The sequence below is a fragment of the Hyalangium gracile genome (assembly GCF_020103725.1).
In the GTDB taxonomy this organism is placed as follows: domain Bacteria; phylum Myxococcota; class Myxococcia; order Myxococcales; family Myxococcaceae; genus Hyalangium; species Hyalangium gracile.
Genome location: NZ_JAHXBG010000016.1, coordinates 188,780 through 204,335, shown reverse-complemented (window position 1 = coordinate 204,335; position 15,556 = coordinate 188,780). Strand labels below are relative to the sequence as shown.

General features: G+C 70.6%; 13 protein-coding genes. 10 read left to right on the top strand and 3 right to left on the bottom strand.

Annotated features, from left to right (window positions below):
* Positions 1-3: 3 nt before the first annotated feature.
* The gene (locus KY572_RS29700) at positions 4-237 is read left to right on the top strand and encodes a hypothetical protein (RefSeq protein WP_224246372.1); all 234 of its coding nucleotides are present in this window, start codon (positions 4-6) and stop codon (positions 235-237) included.
* Here KY572_RS29700 and KY572_RS29695 read toward each other — a convergent pair.
* Positions 216-2,885: a CHASE domain-containing protein gene (locus KY572_RS29695; RefSeq protein WP_224246371.1), complete on the bottom strand. Its 2,670-nt coding sequence runs from the start codon at positions 2,883-2,885 to the stop codon at positions 216-218. The genes KY572_RS29700 and KY572_RS29695 overlap by 22 nt on opposite strands.
* Before the next feature lie 157 nt (positions 2,886-3,042).
* Between KY572_RS29695 and KY572_RS29690 the strand changes: the two genes are divergently transcribed.
* Positions 3,043-4,419, top strand: a complete 1,377-nt coding sequence (locus KY572_RS29690; protein WP_224246370.1) for a sigma-54-dependent transcriptional regulator — start codon at positions 3,043-3,045, stop codon at positions 4,417-4,419.
* 15 nt (positions 4,420-4,434) lie between these two features.
* On the opposite strand, the gene KY572_RS29685 is transcribed toward KY572_RS29690, so the two are convergent.
* Entirely contained in the window at positions 4,435-5,097 is a 663-nt protein-coding gene (locus tag KY572_RS29685) for a hypothetical protein (RefSeq protein WP_224246369.1), read from the bottom strand.
* Positions 5,098-5,307: 210 nt separating this feature from the next.
* On the opposite strand from KY572_RS29685, the gene KY572_RS29680 reads away from it, so the two are divergent.
* The 4 genes from KY572_RS29680 to ruvA all read left to right on the top strand — a co-directional run bounded on the left by KY572_RS29680 (position 5,308) and on the right by ruvA (position 8,765).
* Complete coding sequence (locus KY572_RS29680) at positions 5,308-6,672, top strand: response regulator (RefSeq protein WP_224246368.1); 1,365 nt, start codon at positions 5,308-5,310, stop codon at positions 6,670-6,672.
* Between the two features lie 56 nt (positions 6,673-6,728).
* A complete protein-coding gene (locus KY572_RS29675) occupies positions 6,729-7,475 on the top strand; it encodes a YebC/PmpR family DNA-binding transcriptional regulator (protein ID WP_224246367.1) in 747 nt (248 codons plus the stop codon).
* A gap of 100 nt (positions 7,476-7,575) precedes the next feature.
* Entirely contained in the window at positions 7,576-8,157 is a 582-nt protein-coding gene (ruvC, locus tag KY572_RS29670) for a crossover junction endodeoxyribonuclease RuvC (protein ID WP_224246366.1), read from the top strand.
* Complete coding sequence (ruvA, locus tag KY572_RS29665; RefSeq protein WP_224246365.1) at positions 8,154-8,765, top strand: Holliday junction branch migration protein RuvA; 612 nt, start codon at positions 8,154-8,156, stop codon at positions 8,763-8,765. The genes ruvC and ruvA overlap by 4 nt, the downstream gene beginning before the upstream one ends.
* A gap of 9 nt (positions 8,766-8,774) precedes the next feature.
* Here the strand turns inward: ruvA and KY572_RS29660 are convergent, their stop codons facing one another.
* Positions 8,775-10,490 carry a CotH kinase family protein gene (locus KY572_RS29660; protein WP_224246364.1) on the bottom strand — a complete coding sequence of 572 codons (1,716 nt, stop codon included), beginning with the start codon at positions 10,488-10,490 and terminating at the stop codon, positions 8,775-8,777.
* 212 nt (positions 10,491-10,702) lie between these two features.
* On the opposite strand from KY572_RS29660, the gene KY572_RS29655 reads away from it, so the two are divergent.
* The 4 genes from KY572_RS29655 to KY572_RS29640 are packed head-to-tail and all read left to right on the top strand — an operon-like array spanning position 10,703 to position 15,553.
* The gene (locus tag KY572_RS29655) at positions 10,703-11,299 is read left to right on the top strand and encodes an RNA polymerase sigma factor (protein ID WP_224246363.1); all 597 of its coding nucleotides are present in this window, start codon (positions 10,703-10,705) and stop codon (positions 11,297-11,299) included.
* Positions 11,296-12,066, top strand: coding sequence for a hypothetical protein (locus tag KY572_RS29650; protein ID WP_224246362.1), 771 nt, complete (start codon positions 11,296-11,298; stop codon positions 12,064-12,066). Before KY572_RS29655 ends, KY572_RS29650 begins: the two co-directional genes overlap by 4 nt.
* Positions 12,063-13,592, top strand: coding sequence for a caspase family protein (locus KY572_RS29645; RefSeq protein WP_224246361.1), 1,530 nt, complete (start codon positions 12,063-12,065; stop codon positions 13,590-13,592). Before KY572_RS29650 ends, KY572_RS29645 begins: the two co-directional genes overlap by 4 nt.
* Entirely contained in the window at positions 13,589-15,553 is a 1,965-nt protein-coding gene (locus KY572_RS29640) for a WD40/YVTN/BNR-like repeat-containing protein (protein WP_224246360.1), read from the top strand. The genes KY572_RS29645 and KY572_RS29640 overlap by 4 nt, the downstream gene beginning before the upstream one ends.
* Positions 15,554-15,556: the final 3 nt, after the last annotated feature.

Here is a 15,556-nt window from a genome sequence, read left to right as displayed (position 1 = left end):
GGCGTGCCTGAGATCTCCGAGAGCGAGCTCGAGCTGGCCCTCAACCGCGCCAGCGACGAGCTCGGACTGCCTTCCTACTATCGCTCCTCGGTCCGGCCGCTCGTGCGCAACCCCGAGGGCCGCTGGCCCCGGTGCTGTGGGGGAGGCTGCGAGCCCTGCGCGCAGACGCTCGTGAGGGTCGCCGTGCGGACCCTGGAGCTGCTGGGCACTCCGCGTCAGGCCCCGCTTCCGGACTGAGGTGAGTGGCGAGGCAGGCGGACGAAGAAGGTGGTGCCCTGGCCCTTCGCGGTCTCGAAGCGGATCCCTCCCCGCATCCGCTCCACGAGCATGCGCGTCAGGTACAGCCCCAGGCCGGTGCCGCGCTGGCGGCGGGTGTCGGAGCTGTCCGCCTGGGAGAACTTGCGGAAGATCAGGGGCTGGAAGTCGGCGGGGATGCCGTCGCCGTGGTCTCGCACGAAGATCTCCAGCCAGTCCCGCTCCTGCAGCATGCCGACCTCGACCGTGCCGCCGGGAGGGGAGAACTTGATGGCGTTGGAGAGCAGGTTGTTCATGATCTGCGCGAAGCGCGTCTCATCCACCTCGGCCCAGGCGCCGGCCAGGCCCTCGGGCTGCAAGAGCAGGGACACCTGGAAGCGCTCGGCGTAGCCGCGGTTCTCCTCCTGGCTGCGGCTCAGCAGGGGGGCCAGCTCTGTCGGCTGACACTGCAGGGAGAGGTGACCGGCCTCCATCTTGTCGACGTCGAGCAGATCGTTGATGAGCTGCAGCAGGCGCTGGGCGTTGTTCTCCGCGATGCCGAGCAGCTGCGAGAGCAGCTCGGGCTGGGTCGCCACTCCGCCGCGGTTGATGAGGCTGAGGGCTCCGAGGACGGACGTCAGCGGGGTGCGCAGCTCGTGGCTGACGGTGGAGACGAACTCGTCCTTCATGCGGTTGACGCGGATGCGCTCGGAGGCATCGTGCAGCAGGCACACGTAGGTCCGCACGCCACTGGCGGAGGCATTGCTGAGCGCCAGCTCCACCGGCACCTCCGTCCCGTCCCGGCGTCGGGCATGGGTCTCCCGGCGGAGGCCTGGAGACTCGGGGGGCAGCTGGTCCAGCTCGGCGCGCAGCAGCGGCCACTCCAGGGTGGGCAGCACCTGCGCCAGGGGCAGCCCCTCCCACTCGGCGGTGGTCATCCCCAGCAGGCGGCCCGCCGCCGGGTTGGCGCTGCGTACCCGCCCGCTGTCATCCAGCGTCAGCAGGCCGTCCAGCGCCGACTGCAGCACCGTGCTGAGGAACTGCTCGCGCTGGTGCAGGGTCTGTGTGCGCTCGGCCACCAGGGCCGCCACTCGCGCCTTCTCGCCGCTCTGGTCCAGCAGCAGCACCGCGAGCAGCCCGGTGAACAGCAGGCCGCCGGCCAGCACCGCCCAGGTCTGCCAGCGGCGCGTGGCGTTGGCGAAGCCCTGCTGCGTCTCGCTCGCATGGATCATCCATTGCCGGTTGCCCAGCTGCACCGGCAGCGAGAACACCCGCGCCTCGCCCCAGCCCTGGGGCGTGTCGTCTCCATACAGCCGTTGCCGCTCGGGGGGCGCCGTCGTGTCCCGGATGGTGAAGCGGAGCTCGGACGCATGGGCCGGGTCGATGGACTGGCGGACGATGTCCTCCAGCCGCAGCACCGCGGTGACGAGGCCCAGGACCCGGCCTCCGGAATCATCCTGGACCGGCAGGAACGCGATGACGGACCAGGCCCCGGACGCCTCCCCCAGCAGGTGCAGCCGCTCGCTGAGCGCCAGCTCGTTGCGCGCCAGCGCGGAGTGCACCGCCGCTCGTCGGGACGGCTCGGAAGACAGATCGGCCCCCATGCCCAGGGTCCGGCTCTCTCCGGGCTCGATGAAGGTGAGCGGGAAGTACTCGGCACGCGGACGGGTGGGCCGCAGTCCTCCCGCCTCGCCCCACTCGAGCATGTGGGCCTGGGGCCCGAAGCGGGCTCGCAGTCGCGCCTCGTAGGTGGGCACCTCCTCGAGGCTCACCCGGGGCGCCCACCCGACGGCGTGCAGGGCCGGCAGGCGCGCCAGCTCCCCGCTGACGAAGTGGTGGAAGGCCTCGGCGTTCTCGCGGTCCGACACCTCCATGAAGCGGCGGATGGCCTGGGCGGACTGCAGGTAGCGCAGCAGGTTGCCTTCGATGGTGCGCGCGGCCCGCTCGGCCTTGCGCTCGAACTCGATGTGCGTCCGATGGAGCTCGGACTGGCTCACGCGGATGAAGACCGCCACGGTGATGAGCAGACACACCACCAGGGGCCACAGCACGGTGTGCCGGCGGCCCTCCCAGGCGCCTGCCGGCCAGTTACAGACCGCCAGGGTCAACGGCAGCGTCACCAGCACGCCCAGCCCATCGCCCACCCACCACACCAGCCAGCTCACCGGCCACTCAGCGGCGGAGATGGCGCCCACCAGCAGCAGCACCCCGGTGCCGACGCTGGCGCTGATCAGGCAGGCCAGGGGGCCTCCCAGCAGCAGGATCTTGAGGATCTCTCCCAGCTTCCGCAGCCGAGGTTCGGGGCCCGCGACGGGGCGGACCAGGAAGAGCCCGGCCGCGGCCTGCAGCGCGGCGCCCAGGCCGATGCACGCGGAGACCAGCACCAGCTCGAGCGTCCACTGGCTGTGCTTCCCCCAAGACATCCAGAGGTTCATGGAGGTGGAGCCCAGCCAGACGGCTGGCACCAGGCGATAGCCCCCCATCAACGCGCCAGCCAGGGCCACGCCGGAGGAGGGGAAGATCGCCGTGGCATAGCCGGGAGGGATGGCCAGCAGCAGCCCGGCACGCCCCGCGAGGACGTAAGCCAGTGCCAGCAGCAGGGTCGACAGCCAGTAGGGCAGGGGGCGACGTTGGAGCCAGGCTGTCAGCACGCGCCGGGTTCTCCGGACGACGAGGGAACCTCTCCTTATATGTATAGCATGATCGTGGAGCGACTCCCCGGGTCGGTCCCAGGTGCGGGTTGCTGGTATGGTGCGCGGATAGGAGCCAGAGCCACCATCCAGGCTGGGTCCCTGGCTGAGCATCCTCATGAGCCCCACACCGCACGCGCTCCTCCTCGTCGACGACGACGCCGCCTTTCGCAAGGTCTACGGAGGCCTGCTGCGGGAGGCGGGCTATGAGGTCCTCGAGGCCGCCGATCGCCCCTCCGCCCGCGCCGCCGTGGAGGCCCGTGCGTTTCCGCTCGTGCTGCTCGACCTGATGCTCCCTCCCGACGGCAGCGTGTCCGCGGGGCTCGAGCAATTGGGAGCGCTGATCGCCGCCCGCCCGGGCACCAAGGTCATCGTCGTCTCCGGCGCCGGGGACACGCGCCACTCGCTGGAGGCCATCCGCCTGGGCGCCTATGACTTCCTCACCAAGCCGGTGGACCCGGACGTGCTCCTGGTCGTCGTCCAGCGCGCCATGGCCCGCGTGGCCCTGGAGCGGCAGGTGGAGGCGCTGCAGTCCTCGCTCGCCCACGCCGGGGGCGACACCGCGATGGTGGGGCAGAGCGCCTCGTTCCTCTCCTCCGTCTCGCTCGCCGAGCGCATCGCCGCCAGCGATCTGCCCGTGCTCGTCACCGGGGAGAACGGCACCGGCAAGGAGCTGCTGGCCCGCTCCATCCACCTCAAGAGCCGCCGCCGTGCCGGCCCCTTCATCCCCGTCAACTGCGGCGCCCTCCCCGAGAACCTCCTGGAGAGCGCCCTCTTCGGCCACGTGAAGGGCTCCTTCACCGGGGCCACGCGCGATCACCGGGGCCTCTTCGCCGAGGCCGACGGCGGCACGCTCTTCCTCGACGAGATCGGCGACATGACGCCCTCGCTCCAGGTGAAGGTGCTGCGCACGCTGGAGACCGGCGACATCCTCCCCGTGGGTGCCGACCGGCCCTCGCACGTGGACGTGCGCTGCATCTCCGCCACGAACAAGGACCTCGGGGCCCTGCAGCAGGCCGGCGCCTTCCGAGAGGACCTCTACTGGCGCATCAAGGGCGTCCAGGTGCACCTGCCGCCCCTGCGCGAGCGCGCCGCGGACCTGCCGCTGCTCGCCCGCCACTTCCTCAACCAGTGCGCCCACCTGTGCCCGGACGGCCGCGCGAAGCTGCTCTCGGACGCGGCCATCGAGGCGCTCCAGGCGCATGCCTGGCCCGGCAACCTGCGCGAGCTGCGCCACGAGATGCAGCGCGCCTCCGTGCTCGCGGGAGACCGGCGCGAGCTGCAGCCGGAGGATCTCTCCTTCACCGGCAGCGAGCGCCCCCGTGCCCCCGCGCCCGGCGCCACCACGCTCCAGCAGAAGGTGGAGGCGCTGGAGCGCCGTGAGATCGAAGAGGCCCTGCGCCGCTTCAACGGCAACCGCACGCACACCGCCGAGGCGCTCGGCCTCTCGCGGCAGGGGCTGCTCAAGAAGCTGGAGCGCTACGGGCTGACGTGAGCGTCCGGCGCGGCGTCAGAACAGCCGCGTGCCGATGCCCAGCTGCACCTGGTAGCCCAGCCGCGTCACCGCGCTCTCGCGTGGGGCCTTGAAGGTCTCCACGCCGAGCTGTCCCGCGGCCAGCAGCGAGATGCCCGAGCCCAGGTACACCTCCGCGCCGCCGCCCGTGAGCGCCTGGAGGCGCCGCGCTCCCGTGGGATCCAGGCCGATGTCGATGGGCACGTTCAGCAACCCCACCAGGGCCACCGTCTCGCCCACCTTCCAGCTCACCACCATGCCGGGAGTGACGCGCAGCAGCACGCCGCCGAAGTTGTCCGCGTCCAGGTACGCGCTGCCGGAGTTGAGCACCAGCCCCAGGCTCAGCGTCGGCGCCATCGTCGCCGCCCCCTCCCGCAGCACCGCCCGGCGCGCGCCCGCCTCGAAGATGCCCGACAGCCGGAAGTAGTCCAGCCGCGCCCGCCCCTCCAACTCGAAGCCCGCGATGCCCTGGCGATAGCCCGCGCCCATCTCGGGCACTCCTACATAGCCATACAAGGCGCTAGAGCCCTCGGGCAGGGCGGCCGGTGACAGCACGGTTCCGAAGGACCACTCCTCCCGCGACGGAGCCGCTGCTTCCTGCGCGGCCACGGAGACCGGGAAGGCGACTACGAGCGTGAGCAGCAAGACGGGGCGCGTCATGCGCCCACCTTACGCGCCTGGAACGGGCCGTCGATCTTTCGGAGGAGCTTCGCTCGATTCCAGACATCCCCGAGCTTCGTCAAAAAAAAGCGCTCCAGGGACTTTCTTACAAGTTGAGGTTGAGGCAGGATGGGCATCAGTTCCGCTATTCCGGATTATTACCACTTGAGTTGATTGCCGAACATTCGTCCTCCCCCAGGAGCCCTCCCCATGGTTGCCCGCTCCCCTCGCGCGACCATCATTGAGCCAGTCTCCACCGCCGCCGGGCTGAGCCCGCGTGCCCGGCGCTGCAAGCGCCTGCGCGTGCTGCTGGTGGAGCCGGACGAGCAGTACCGCTCGTTGCTCGGGACGGGGCTGGCGGAGGCGGGCTTCGAGGTGATGGTGGTGGCGACGGCCGAGGACGCTCGGGAAGAGCTGGCCTCTGCCTCGTACCTGCCGCACCTCGTCATGGCGGAGACGGAGCTTGCGGGCATGGACGGCTTCTCCCTGTGCAACCAGCTCCGGGGAGAGCTGCGCACGGCCGAGCTGCCGGTGTTCCTGATCGCCAGCCGTCGCGAGGTGTTCCACCCCGAGCTGGCCGCGAGCGTGGGCGCGGACGACTACCTGACGAAGCCGGTGATGGTGGAGGACGTGGTGGCGCTGGCGCGGCTCAAGGCGGGCCGGCGCACGTCGGAGCCGGAGTACGAGGCGCACTCGGCGCGGCTGCCGCTGACGGCGATTGCCCGCGCGCTGCTGGCCGGGACGCGCTCGGGGCGGGTGGTGCTCAAGGACGGGGAGGGCTTCTTCGCCTTCCGTGACGGGAAGGTGGTGGACGCGGGCTTCCAGGGCGAGCGCGGGGTGCTGGCGTTCCGGCGCCTGCTGAGCTTTGCCAGCGGCGTGTACGGCGTCACGTTCGGCCCCGAGCTGCACCGGGGCACGCTGCTGATGGACCTGCCGTTCCTGCGTCAGCAGGTGCTGCCGGCCCTGGAGCGCTTCGCCCGGCTGCGCGAGGTGGGAGTGCCGCTGGCGGCGCGCCTGACGGTGGACTTCCAGCACCTGTCCGAGCACCTCTCCACGCTGCCCGACGAGGTGGTGTCGCTGGTGCGCCTGTTCGATGGGCGCCGCACGGTGCGCACGGTGCTGCTGGAGTGCCGCCTCACGGAGGTGGTGGCGTTCGAGACCGTGATGCACCTGTTCGTGCTCGGGGTGCTGGTGCCCGCCTGCCACATGGAGGCGCGGGAGCGGCTGCTGGACGCGCCGCGCTTCTTCGAGCCGGAGGCCGAGGCGGCGAGGGTGGCGCGGGAGACGGAGGCCCGCGACGCCGAGGAGCGCGCGGCCGAGGAGCACGAGGCCCGGGTGCTCCCGCCCGAGGAGCCCCAGGTGGAGGCCCCGCCCCCGGCGGACGTGCCAGCCCAGGAGGCCAGCAGTGTCTCGGAGTCGCCCGCTTCGGTGGAGCCCGAGCTGGACGTGGAGATCGTCGTGGAGCCGGAGCCCAGCGCGGAGCAGGTCGCCGCCCTGACGCCCATTCCGGTCATCCTGAGCTTCACGAAGCCCAAGGGCCACCGTCGGGAAGAGAAGACAGCACGCGTCCGCTGAGCTCGGACAGTGTTTGACTCTCTGGTCCGGGTTAGGGACAAGTCGCGGGCACCGCCATGTCTGGTCACAATCGTTGGTCGAAGATCAAGCGGCAGAAGGCCGCAATGGGCGCCTCCAAAGGCAAGCTCTACAGCAAGCTCATCAAGGAAATCACCGTCGCCGCGCGGCTGGGCGGAGGCGATCCGGCGGGCAACGCCCGGCTGCGAGTGGCCATCACGGCCGCTCGTGAGGGCAACATGCCCAACGACACCATCCAGCGCGCGGTGAAGAAGGGCACCGGCGAGCTGGAGGGCGAGAACTACGAAGAGGTGATGTACGAGGGCTATGGCCCGGGCGGGGTGGCCGTCCTCGTCGAGTGCCTCACCGACAACCGCAACCGCACCTCCGGCGAGGTCCGCGCCACCTTCGGCAGGGGGGGCGGCAACCTGGGCGCGGAGGGCGCGGTCAGCTGGATGTTCCACAAGAAGGGCGTCATCTCCGTGAAGCCGGGCCCCACCGAGGACCAGGTGATGGAGAAGGCCATCGAGGCGGGCGCCGAGGACGTCATCAACCACGGCGACGAGGGCTTCGAGGTGCGCACCGCGCCGGTGGACCTGCACACCGTGGCGACGAGCCTGGAGGCCGCCGGGCTGAAGCTGGGCGAGCAGAAGTGGAGCTTCTTCCCGCAGACGACCGTCAAGCTCGAGGGCGACAACGCGAAGAAGATGCTCAAGCTGATGGACGCGCTCGAGGAGAACGACGACGTCCAGAACGTGCACGCGAACTTCGAGATGGACGAGGCGCTGATGGAGTCGCTGCACTAGGCCTGCCTGGCAGGCAGGGGATCGACAGGGACGGGCTCGCGCGTTACAAGGCTGAACACCCGTCTCGTTGTCGGAGCCGGAGTCGGAGTGGGAGAGGCACGTGCGCGTCCTTGGGGTCGATCCTGGCAGCCGGTTCATGGGGTATGGCGTGGTGGAGGAGCGGCGCGGCCGGCTGACGCACGTGGCCCACGGCGTCATCAAGGTGGACCCGGAGGCCCCGCTGCACCACCGGCTGATGGTGCTGCACGCCGAGCTGACGGGCAGGCTGAGCCAGTTCCGTCCGCAGGCGGTGTCGGTGGAAGGCGTCTTCACCTTCCGCAACGCGCGCAGCGCCCTGGTGCTGGGGCACGCGCGCGGCGTGGCCCTGCTGGCGGCGGCGCAGGCGGGGCTGCCCGTGTTCGAGTACCCCCCTGCACGGGTGAAGCGCTCGGTGGGGGCGGGCGGCGCGGACGGCAAGGATGCGGTCGCCCGCATGGTGTGCTCTCTGCTGCAGCTCGAAGCGATTGAACGAGCGGACGCCAGCGATGCCCTCGCGGTGGCGCTCTGTCACCTCAACCAGGGACGGGCGGCGGGGCTGCTCGTGGGCAGCACCCGGAGCGCTCGCGGCAAGAGCCGCAAGGGCGCGGCGGGGCTGCTCGCGGACCGGCTGAGCCCGTCCTACCGGCGCCCGGAGGCGCGATGATCGCCGCACTGCGCGGAACCCTCGTGGAGAAGAGCCTGGAGGAAGCCATCATCGACGTGGCGGGCGTGAGCTACCGCGTCGCCCTGTCCACGCTGGCCATCGGCAAGCTGCCGGCGGAGGGGCAGCCGGTGCACGTGCGCGTGCGCACGGTGGTGCGCGAGGACGCCTTCGATCTGTTCGGCTTCCTCACGCGGACCGAGGAGGAGATGTTCCTGCTGCTCAACTCCGTCTCCCAGGTGGGGCCGCGGCTTGCGCTCACGGTGCTGTCGGGCATGGAGGTGCCGGAGCTGGTGGCGGCGCTGGGCCGAGGCGAGGTGGCGCGGCTGACGAAGATCAAGGGCATCGGCAAGAAGACGGCCGAGCGGCTGGTGCTGGAGCTCAAGGACAAGGTGAAGGTGCTGCACCTGGAGGCGGTGGCTCAGGGGGCAACGGCTCCGCCACCGGCCGCGGGGCCGATGGCGGATCTCGTCTCGGCGCTGTTGAACCTGGGCTACAAGGCGCCGCAGGCGGAGAAGGCTGCGGAGGTGGCTGGAGAGCGGCTCGGAGCCGAGGCCGCCTTCCAGGCGCTGTTCCGCGAGGCCCTCAAGGTGCTGCGCTCGGGGGCCTGAGCCGCCGGCTCAGCGGATCTCCCAGCCGGAGGCGGCCTCCTCGCCCCGGGTGTAGACGCTGCCGGGGGGCAGCGCGCCGTAGAAGAGCACGTCCAGCACGCCCGTCACCGTCTCTCCATTGAAGAGGCCCAGCTCGCCCTCCAGCGGGAGCGTGAAGCCCAGCTCCTGGGGGGGCAGGCGCAGCGTGCCCTGGGGCGGAATCATGTGCCCGCTCAGCACGGCGCTGGTGCTGGGCACGCGGAGCGAGGGAATCGTGCGCCGCAGGTCCACCGTGACGACCAGGCCCGCCGTGGAGAGCTCTCGGTCGGTGGGGTTGCGCAGCTCCACCCAGCCCTCGCGCGGATTCACGGCGCTCAGCTGCAGGGTGCTCGGAGGCGCCCGGAAGCGCGCCAGCTGCTGGCGCACGAAGGAGGTGCGGCCCCGCGCGTAGGCCTTGAGGAAGGGCAGCCCCTCGTGGAACTTCGCCATGCCGTCGGGGTCCACCGGCATCGACTCATCCGGGCCGAGCAGCAGGTACGGGTCGGCGTCCATGTACGGGGCGATCAGCGCGTACATCGCGTCCAGCCGCGGGTCGATGACCTCCGGGGCGAGCAGCTCGTCCAGGCCCTTCTCCACCAGGGCGAGCAGCCGCTCGCGCAGCTCCGGGTTGTAGATGATGCGGGTGTTGAGGTTGGAGAAGGCGGGCAGGAAGCCGGGGCGCGTCGCGCGCTTGGCATACATCTTCGCCACCCACGCATCCGAGAGGCTGTAGCCGAACAGCGGGTGATCGACGACCGGCTTCATCCCCAGGTTGTAGGTCGGCCACCAGCGCGCGTCATTGTTGTTGAGATCCCAGGGCACGTACGTCCACTTGCCCGTTGTCTTGTCGTGGATGAGGTAGCTCTGCGAGTCCTCGTGGATGTCGTTGGAGATGAGGGTGTCGGCCACCATCGCGCGCAGGTAGTGCTCCAGCTCCAGGTTCGCGTCCAGCATCTCGGGCAGGTGAGGCTCGGGGGCGCGGTTGATGACGTTCATCAGCGTCATCACGTCGTCCTTGCTCTTCACGTCCTCGTTGGTCTCCTTCTGCCAGTCCTGCTGGTAGTCGGTGCGCCACAGCTTCATCTCGCAGTCCTTGGCGCCGCAGCGGTAGATGGTCGGGTCCGGGTCGGCGAAGCCGTGGGCCTCGGCGAAGTCCTTGTCCACGCGCTCGATGTCGAGGAAGACGCCCTGGTACTGGCCGTTGATGGAGATCCGCACGAACCGGGTGCGCGGAGCCGGCAGCCCCATGGCGAGCATCATGTCGTAGGCGAGCTTCTCGGTCATCATCGTCCGGTCCTGGAACTCGGCGACGAGGTTGTGCTTGCGCCGGCCGTCGAACTCCACGCCCTTGGGGAACTCGATGCGCCAGCTCTTCTTCGGGAAGAAGCGCGAGCTCGAGCCGCGCAGCCGCACCATCACCTCGTGAGTCTGCCCCTCGAAGGTGAGCGTGGCCGGCTGCTCATCCGCGTACGGCTCCCTGTCGAACAGCGCCATCGTCTGTTCGGGGATCCGCAGCTCGTAGAGCGGCACCTCCGTCTGCAGGGCGGGGTACGTGAACCGATCTCCCGTCGGCTCCTGCCGCGAGGCCTCTTCCTTCCCGCAGCCATTCAGCAACATCAGCAGCACCGTCCCCACCACCGCGATCCAGAGGACGGAGCGCTCGTTCTCGCCCCTGTTCCCGCCCACCATCACCGTCACCGCTCGCATCGCCGCACCCTCCATTCCGCATCTCGTCGCTTTCAACTTCGAAATGCGTGGGGGTCCGCTCATGGACGAATCTCTTTTCGAGGTCGATTTTCCTCAATTCGCCCGTTGGGGCTTGAACAAGCACCGTGAGTTGACAGAGCCCCCGGGTTGCCTTGCGAGGCGGAGCACCTAGATCCACCTCTGGGGCAGGCCGAGGACGGGGAGGGGCAGGCGTGCAGGCGAACATCGAGGAGGCGCTCTGCTCCGCGCTCGGCGAGGACGGCGCGGACCGTTGGCTCCTGGACTTTCATGCCGGGCGGCGCTCCGTTCTGGAGCAGTGCTACCGCGAGCTGTATCCCACCGTGCAGCGGGCCGTGGGACGGGTGCTCAGCGGGGCGGACCAGGAGACCGTCATCCACGAGGTCTTCTATCGATTGATCTCCCGTGAGGAGCTGCGCCGGAGCTTCCGAGGCGGCTCGCTCAAGGCCTGGATCGGCACGGTGGCCTATCACCAGGCGCTGGAGTTCGTGCGCCGCCAGCAGCGCGAGCAGGGCGCGCTGGCGCAGGTGAGGGAGCTCGATGTCGGCGAGGCCGAGGCGGTGGAGGCCTCCGACGCCGAGTGCGAGGCCCGCATCCTCATAGAGCGCTTCCGGCGCGAGTGCCTGCCCGAGAAATGGCACGGCGTCTTCGAGGCTCGCTTCCTGCGACAGCTGCCACAGCGGGAGGCGGCTCGGGAGCTGGGCATCCACAGAACCACGCTGGCGTACCAGGAGCTGCGTATCCGCTCGCTGCTGCGCCACTTCCTCTTGCGCGAAGGGAGTACACCATGAACCCAGGGGTCTGCCCCATGCGCGGCCGTGTCGATGAGCACTTCGCCCGGAAGCTGAAGCCGGGCGGCGAGCACGCGCTGCGAGAGCACTTGCCGGGCTGTCGCTCCTGCAAGTCGCTCTATGAGCGGCACCTGCTGCTGCGGCGCCTGGATCCGAAGGCAGCCGCGGATGACCAGGCCCGCCTGGGACAGGGGCTCGGGCTGGTGCGGCCTCCCGTGCCGGTGACACAGGGAATGGCGGCGCTCGCGGTGGTGGCCCTGCTCGTGGTGGGGGTGGTGATGACGAGGCCCTCCTCGCTCTCGGCGGAGGAGCAGGGCTTCACGGCACGCGGCGGTCCCACGGTGAGCCAGCCCGAGAGCCTGCGCGCCTACCGCGTGCGCCCGGGCCTGGCGGCCGAGCCCGTGGACAGCGAGCTGCGCGCCGGGGACGAGCTGGCCTTCGCGTACGAGAACCCGAACGGGCGCAAGTGGCTGATGATCTACGCGGTGGACGAGCACCAGCACGTGTACTGGTTCCACCCGAGCTGGTCCGACCCGGACTCGAATCCGGCCGCGGTGCAGGCCTTCGGCGGAGCGGCGCTGCACGAGCTGCCCGAGGCCATCTCGCATGACTTCGATGGGCAGCGGCTGGTGCTCCACAGCGTCCTGTCGGACGAGCGGCTGACGGTGCAGCAGGCCGAGGCGCTGATGAAGGGGCAGAGCCCGGAGCAGCCGCTGTCGCTGAAGGGCGCGGAGCAGAGCTCGTTCACGGTGAGGGTGAAGCGGTGAGATACCCGGGCGGGACACTGGCGCTCGTCCTCGTCCTGGCGGCGCTGCCCGCGTGGGCGGAGGAGCGTCCGCGGGCCGCCTTCGCCTTCATCGTCGGAGTCAACCGGAGCGTGGACCCGAACGAGCCTCCGCTGCGCTACGCGGATGACGATGCCGCGCGCTACCTGGACCTCTTCCGGCTCCTGGGCGCCCGGACGTACCTGCTGGCGCGGCTCGATCAGAACACGGAGCGGCTGCACCCGCAGGCCGCGGCCGAGGCGAGCGTGCCACGGCAGGCCGAGTGGGACCGTCTGGTGGATCAGCTCGCGAAGGACGTGGCGCAGGCGAAGGAGCGCAACCTGGGGACGGTGCTCTACTTCGTCTACGCGGGCCATGGCAGCGTGCGCAACGGCCAGGGGTACGTGACGCTCGAGGACCGCCAGCTCACGGGCAAGGATCTGATGGATGCCTTGATTGCCCGGGTGGACGCGGAGCAGGTGCACCTCATCGTGGACGCGTGCTCCTCGTACTTCCTGGCCTATGGCCGAGGGCCGGGAGGCCAGCGCCGTCCGCTGAGCGGCTTCAGTGACGTGGCGCACCTGTCGGAGGACGGGCGCGTGGGCTTGCTGCTCTCCACCTCCAGCGCTCGCGAGAGCCACGAGTGGGAGGCCTTCCAGTCCGGTGTCTTCAGCCACGAGGTGCGCTCGGGGCTCTACGGAGCGGCGGACGCGGATGGAGATGGCCGGGTGAGCTACAAGGAGATCGCCGCCTTCGTGGAACGGGCGAACGCGGCCATCCCCAACGAGCGCTTCCGCCCGGAGGTCCACGCGCGCCCGCCGAAGGATGGGCAGTGGCTGGTGGAGCTGGGGCAGGCGATGGCCCACCGCATCGAGGTGGACGGCAGCGAGTCCGTGCACCTGGAGCTCGAGGACAGCCGGGGCGTGCGCCTGGCGGACTTCCACAACTCTTCTGGGCAGCGGCTCTATGTGGCCAGGCCCGTGGGAACGGGCCCGCTGTACGTGCGGCGCGTGGTGGACGGCAGCGAGTACCGCATCGACGCCATGCCCGAGGTGGTGCAGCTCGCCGCACTCACGCCCCAGGCCCCCAGGGCCATCGCCCGAGGCGCGGAGCACGAGGCGTTCAGCCTCATCTTCTCGCTGCCGTACGACCGGCAGGCCGTCGAGGCCTATGACTTCCGCACGCCCGTGCCGCTGGAGCCGCTGGAGCCGGGGATCGCTCCATGGCGGCGCGTGGCGGGCTGGAGCGCGCTCGGAGTGGCGGGGATGACGCTGGGCGGAGGGGCCTGGACGACGCTGTCCGCGCGTGGCCTGCGCTCGGAGGGCGCGAGCGGGCTGTCCAATGAGGAGGCGCTGCGCCGCAACGCGCGCATCCAGAGCCTCAACCGACGCTCCACCGCGTTGTATGCGGCGGGGGCTGCCGCGGGAGTGGTGGGGCTCGGCCTGCTGCTCTGGCCGGGAGCGCCCGCGGAGGCCTACCCGACGCTCTCTCCGAACTCGGCGGGCCTGCAACTGGAGGGACGGTTTTGAGGCTCTGGCTGCCAGTGCTCGGGGTGTTGCTCGGCGCCTGCGTGGCGCCGGTGTCGCTGGAGGAGCGTCCCTGCCCGTGTGGCGAGGGGTGGACCTGCTGCGCGGTGACGCAGATGTGCGTCCGCGAGGCGGACTCCTGTCCCATGCCGCAGGAGCAGCCATCGACGCCCCCGGATGGCGGGTACGACGGCGGGACGGATGGCGGGCCGGACGGTGGCCCAGACGGCGGTCCCGACGGTGGCCCGGAAGAGCCGGACGGAGGAGACCCGGAGCTCGTCAACCGCTGTTTCGACGAGCACTGGTGCTGGGAGAACCCCTCGCCGCACGCGCGCTACTACGAGGCGGTGTGGGCGGCGGCTCCGGACGATGTCTGGGCGGTGGGCGCTCCGGGCATCGCCACACATTGGGATGGCAAGGGCTGGAAGGTCTACCGCTCGGCGACGGAGCAGACGCTGCTGGCCATCTGGGGCACGCGCTCGGATGACGTGTGGGCCGTGGGTCGCCAGGGCGCGGTGGTGCGCTGGAACGGGAAGGCCTGGCAGCCGGTGGGCACGGGGCTCAAGCAGCACCTGGTCGCCGTGTGGGGCAGCGGCCCCAACGACGTCTGGGTAGGAGGGTTCGACGGCGCGCTGCTGCACTGGAACGGCGCGGAGTGGAGCCGGCCCGAGAGCACTCCGCCGCACTACTTCACGGGGCTGTGGGGCACCTCGCCCAACGACGCCTGGGTCATCACGGCGGAGGGCGCCCTGCTGCACTGGGACGGGCAGGCCTGGTCGCAGCAGCCGAGGTTCCACACGGAGCTGGTCCTGAGCCTGAGCGGCGCGGACGGGGTGCTGTGGGCGCTGGATCACCATCGCGTTCCCGCGACCTGGCGGATACGGCGCTACGAAGCAGGCACCTGGAGCGTGGTGTACGAGGGGACCGAGTCGCTCGACAGCCTCGTGGCGCTCAGTGCGCGGGAGGCCGTGGCGGTGGGCGCGCATGGCACGATCCTTCGTATCGACGCGGAAGGCGCGCACCTGAGCTCGCTGGAGATCTCCGAGGATCTCGAGCACGTCTGGGGCACTCCGGCCTGGGGGCTCTGGGCGGTGGGGAGCCGAGGCCAGGCGGTGTGGCTGAAGGACGGCCAGTGGAAGTCCCTGCGAGAAGGCGCCGGCACCATGATGTGGGGCGGTCGGGCGCTGAGCGCGACGGAGGCCTGGGCCTGCGGCGACCGAGGCACGCTGCTGCGCTGGAGCCAGGGCCGCTGGACGACCATCACCAGCGATACGGAGCAAGTGCTGCACTCGGTCTGGGGTGCCAGCTCCCAGGAGGTCTGGGCCGTGGGCGCCGGAGGGACGATCGTGCGGTCCGATGGCACGACGGCCGCGCCCTGGCCGCAACCCATCGCGCCGGAGACGCTGCGGAGCGTCTGGGGCTCCAGCCCAACGGACGTGTGGGCTGTGGGAGACGTGGGCCGCCTCATCCACTATGACGGCCAGGACTGGAGCGTCAGCCCGAGCCCCACCACCGCCACGCTGCACCGGGTCTGGGGCACCGACGCTGCGTCTGCCTGGGCCGTGGGCGACGCCGGGACGCTGTTGCGCAAGGACGGCACGGGCTGGAAGGCCGTGGCCCTGGACCCGCCCACCTCACAGACTCTCTATGGACTGTGGGGCTCGAGCAGGAACGACGTCTGGGTGGTTGGGGCGCGGGGGCTGGTGCGCCACTACGACGGCCAGCGCTGGACGCCGGTGGTCCCCTTCGCGGAGGGGGACCTGCTGGACATCTGGGGCACGGGGCCCACGGACGTCTACGTGCTGGAGCGGAGGGAAGAGGGGATGACGCTCTTCCACTACAACGGCTCCACGTGGCTGCCGGTGCCCATCCCCTACGGAGGGGACTTCAACGCCCTCTGGGGGATGGGGACGGCGCCGCGGATTGGAGGCTTCGGCGGCGCCATCCTGCGCTACAGACCCTGAGGC

What these genes read in the sequence shown, in the direction of transcription:
- KY572_RS29660 (WP_224246364.1), bottom strand. Translation starts at nt 10,490, where the DNA reads ATGCGAGCGGTGACGGTGATGGTGGGCGGGAACAGGGGCGAGAACGAG.
- KY572_RS29690 (WP_224246370.1), top strand. Translation starts at nt 3,043, where the DNA reads ATGAGCCCCACACCGCACGCGCTCCTCCTCGTCGACGACGACGCCGCC.
- KY572_RS29680 (WP_224246368.1), top strand. Translation starts at nt 5,308, where the DNA reads ATGGTTGCCCGCTCCCCTCGCGCGACCATCATTGAGCCAGTCTCCACC.
- ruvA (WP_224246365.1), top strand. Translation starts at nt 8,154, where the DNA reads ATGATCGCCGCACTGCGCGGAACCCTCGTGGAGAAGAGCCTGGAGGAA.
- KY572_RS29685 (WP_224246369.1), bottom strand. Translation starts at nt 5,097, where the DNA reads ATGACGCGCCCCGTCTTGCTGCTCACGCTCGTAGTCGCCTTCCCGGTC.
- KY572_RS29650 (WP_224246362.1), top strand. Translation starts at nt 11,296, where the DNA reads ATGAACCCAGGGGTCTGCCCCATGCGCGGCCGTGTCGATGAGCACTTC.
- KY572_RS29675 (WP_224246367.1), top strand. Translation starts at nt 6,729, where the DNA reads ATGTCTGGTCACAATCGTTGGTCGAAGATCAAGCGGCAGAAGGCCGCA.